This is a genomic window from Mycobacterium sp., assembly GCF_019247615.1.
Classification (GTDB): Bacteria; Actinomycetota; Actinomycetes; order Mycobacteriales; family Mycobacteriaceae; genus Mycobacterium.
This window is the reverse complement of sequence record NZ_JAFBAT010000308.1, coordinates 1-3,017: the sequence shown is the minus strand read 5'-3', so window position 1 is coordinate 3,017 and position 3,017 is coordinate 1. Positions and strand designations below refer to the sequence as shown.

General features: G+C 66.6%; 6 protein-coding genes. 5 read left to right on the top strand and 1 reads right to left on the bottom strand.

All coding sequences use genetic code 11. The features are described 5' to 3' along the window. The 3 genes from JO059_RS21595 to JO059_RS21585 form a co-directional block, all read left to right on the top strand. Positions 1-576 (top strand): cytochrome P450 (locus tag JO059_RS21595; RefSeq protein WP_293322562.1); only part of this gene is annotated, 576 nt, incomplete at its 5' end. Positions 577-611: 35 nt separating this feature from the next. Next, positions 612-1,151, top strand: coding sequence for an ester cyclase (locus tag JO059_RS21590; protein WP_293322561.1), 540 nt, complete (start codon positions 612-614; stop codon positions 1,149-1,151). 9 nt (positions 1,152-1,160) lie between these two features. Further along, on the top strand, positions 1,161-1,619 hold the full coding sequence (locus JO059_RS21585; protein WP_293322560.1) for a hypothetical protein: 459 nt from the start codon (positions 1,161-1,163) through the stop codon (positions 1,617-1,619). A gap of 113 nt (positions 1,620-1,732) precedes the next feature. Here the strand turns inward: JO059_RS21585 and JO059_RS21580 are convergent, their stop codons facing one another. Beyond that, the gene (locus JO059_RS21580) at positions 1,733-2,470 is read right to left on the bottom strand and encodes a haloacid dehalogenase type II (protein WP_293322559.1); all 738 of its coding nucleotides are present in this window, start codon (positions 2,468-2,470) and stop codon (positions 1,733-1,735) included. A gap of 42 nt (positions 2,471-2,512) precedes the next feature. Between JO059_RS21580 and JO059_RS21575 the strand changes: the two genes are divergently transcribed. Both JO059_RS21575 and JO059_RS22995 read left to right on the top strand, forming a co-directional pair. Next, entirely contained in the window at positions 2,513-2,872 is a 360-nt protein-coding gene (locus JO059_RS21575; protein ID WP_293322558.1) for a DUF202 domain-containing protein, read from the top strand. Continuing rightward, positions 2,815-3,017: DUF202 domain-containing protein (locus JO059_RS22995; RefSeq protein ID WP_366516247.1), on the top strand; the 203-nt coding region annotated here is incomplete at its 3' end. The genes JO059_RS21575 and JO059_RS22995, both read left to right, overlap by 58 nt.

The window sequence follows — 3,017 nt, the reverse complement described above, 5'->3', positions numbered from 1 at the left end:
CTGGTGGAAGCCGACGTCGACGGCGACCGGTTGTCGTCGTCGGAGATCGCGTCATTCTTCATCCTGTTGGTGGTGGCCGGCAACGAGACGACGCGCAACGCGATCAGCCACGGAGTGCTGGCCCTATCCCGGTACCCGGAGGAGCGGGACAAGTGGTGGTCCGACTTCGACGCCCTGGCACCCACCGCGGTCGAAGAGATCGTGCGGTGGGCATCGCCGGTGGTGTACATGCGGCGCACGCTGACGCGAGACTTCGAGATGAACGGCGTCAAGATGGCGGCCGGCGACAAGGCCGCGCTGTGGTACAACTCAGCCAATCGCGACGAGTCGACGTTCGCCAATCCGTGGACATTCGACGTCGCCCGCGACCCCAATCCGCATCAGGGTTTCGGCGGCGGGGGTGCGCATTTCTGCTTGGGCGCCAACCTGGCTCGCCGCGAGATCAGGGTCGTGTTCGACGAACTGCGCCGCGAGATACCCGACATCGTCGCGATCGACGAGCCGGCGATGCTGCTGTCGCAATTCATCCACGGCATCAAGAGCCTGCCCGTCGCCTGGAGCCCCCCGGCCGGCTAGCCGCGCCGTTACCGCCGGACCATACCCTGGCCACTGTGAACATTCCCCCGTTCCCCCCTCCCGAGGTGCTGGCCGCTCGCCAGAAATTGGTGCTCGACCACTTTCATGACGAGGTCCGCCAGGACTGGGATGCTGTGTTGTCGACATTCCCCCACCCGCGCTACGAGCTGGTCCCGCAGTTGGTCGTGCACGATGGCGACGATGCGGTGCGCGGCTATTACGTCTACACCCGCACCGCTTTTCCCGACCAAGACCACGAGATCATCGCACTGCGGCACAGCGCCGATGCGGTGATTGTCGAGTTCTGGTTGCTGGGCACGCATCGTGGCTACCTGGGCAAGGTGCCGCCCACCGGTAGTCGATTCCGGGTCCGCATGACCGCCTACTTCGTGTTCGATGATGCGGAAACGCTTGTCTGCGAACGCATTTACTTCGATACCCTGACGATGATCAAACAGCTTCTCGGCGGACTGGACATGAAGCGGCCCACCAACTGGCTGCTGGCCGCACGTTGCGTGCGCGGCTTCCTGTCGATGTCGTCGGAAAAGCCGGACCCAACACTGACCGCCGCGTAAACTGCGGCGATGCGGGTCCGATGCCTTCATGTGCTGTGCGGCCTGGCCGCCGCATTCGCGCTGGCGGTTCACCCTGCGGCGCCCGCCTCCGCCGCCCCCGCACCCGCGGGCTCGCGGACCGTGAAGTGGATCGACCTGCAGGTCGGCGAGTGTGTGGCCGACCTTCCGCCCGCCGACCTGAGCCGGGTAACCGTCACCGTTGTCGATTGTGCGACAGCACATTTGGCCGAGGCCTACGTGCGCGCCCCCATGGCCGTCAACACCGCTGTCGCCACTGTCGCCAATCGGGACTGCGCCGCCGGCTTTGCGCCATTCACCGGCCGACCCCTTGACGGCAGCCCTTATTCGATCACGTATCTCATCGACTCGAACCAAGACCGGACCGCGGCCGACCCCATGCCGAGCACCGTCATCTGCCTGCTGCAAGCCGCCAACGGTCAGTCACTGACCGGGTCCGCACGTCGATAATCCGACCACGCCGCGGTGCAGGCGAGGCCAAGCAACACCGAGTAGGCGCCCAATACAACCAGAACCACCGCGACGAAGCGCCTCATGGCGTCATGCCAGCTTCATCGGCGACCCTAACAGCCGAGTTGCGCTGCCAGATCGAGAAAGTCGGGCGCGTTGACGTCGAACTCGTCCGAGTAATCCACATCCGGCTGCCCATCGACCCCATACTCGAATGGGCGCGCGACGAAGGCGGTCGCGAAACCCAGACGGCCCGCGGCGCGGATGTCGTACTTGTGGCTGGCCACCATCATGATCTCGGCGGGGCGCAGACCGAGGTAGGTCGCGGCCATGCGATAGATCGCCGGGTCCGGCTTGAACACCCCGGCCATCTCCGCGGCAAAGACGGCGTCCCAGGGCAGCCCCGCCTGCTTGGAGATGCTGATCACGGTGGCGACGTCGGCGTTCGACAGGGTGGCCAGCGTGTACGCGCCTTTCAGTCTGGTAAGCCCCGGCACGACGTCCGACCACGGCCGCAGCCGCTGCCAGGACTCCGCCAGTTCGTCGCGTTCTGCCTCCGAAAGGCCCGTGATGCCGAACTCGACCAGCACGAGATCCAAAGCATCGCGATACACCGAGCGCACCGAAACCCATCCGCCGCTGGAACTTTGAGCCGCCTCCAGCGCCCTGAAGTACCTCGCGCGCCAACGTCGCACCACCTCGGGCCAATCGGCGCCCGGGTCTCGTCCCGCGCTAACCCGCTGCGCCTCCGCGCAGACGGTCGAATGGAAATCTGTCGCCGTGCCCTGCACGTCGAACAACAGCGCCTTGACCACCGCCCCATCATGCAGCGCGGCTTCCCAACACGGCATGGCGGGCCATGCGGTTCGTTAAACTCGGCGGCGTGGTAGCCCGTGGCCGATGACAGCGCGGACGAGCGCGAACCCGACTACCGCTTCACCTTCGCCAACGAGCGGACCTTCCTGGCCTGGCAACGCACCGCGCTGGGTCTGCTCGCCGCGGCCGTCGCCCTTGTCCAACTCGTCCCGGAACTCGCCGTCCCCGGCGCCCGCCGCGCACTTGGCGTGGGGCTCGCGGCATTGGCCACCCTCACCAGCGTGATGGGGCTCGTGCGCTGGCGGCAGGCCGATCGCGCCATGCGTCGCGGCGAGCCGTTGCCCCGCCACCCCACGCCGGCCTACGTCGCCGTGGGGCTGTGCGTGGTGGGGCTGGTGGCGCTGGGGTTGGTGATCGCCAAGGCGGTCACGGGTTGAGTGACCCGCCCGCGACGAACGATCATCCGGCTAACGAACCGGCCGATAGAACCGCACTGGCCTGGACGCGAACGTCCTTCGCATTCCTGGGCAACGGCGCCCTGCTGATGATCAAGGAATTGCACGGTAACGCCGAACCGTCGGC

Coding starts and splice junctions, on each gene's coding strand:
- JO059_RS21580 (WP_293322559.1), bottom strand. CDS start 2,470: ATGCCGTGTTGGGAAGCCGCGCTGCATGATGGGGCGGTGGTCAAGGCG.
- JO059_RS21585 (WP_293322560.1), top strand. CDS start 1,161: ATGCGGGTCCGATGCCTTCATGTGCTGTGCGGCCTGGCCGCCGCATTC.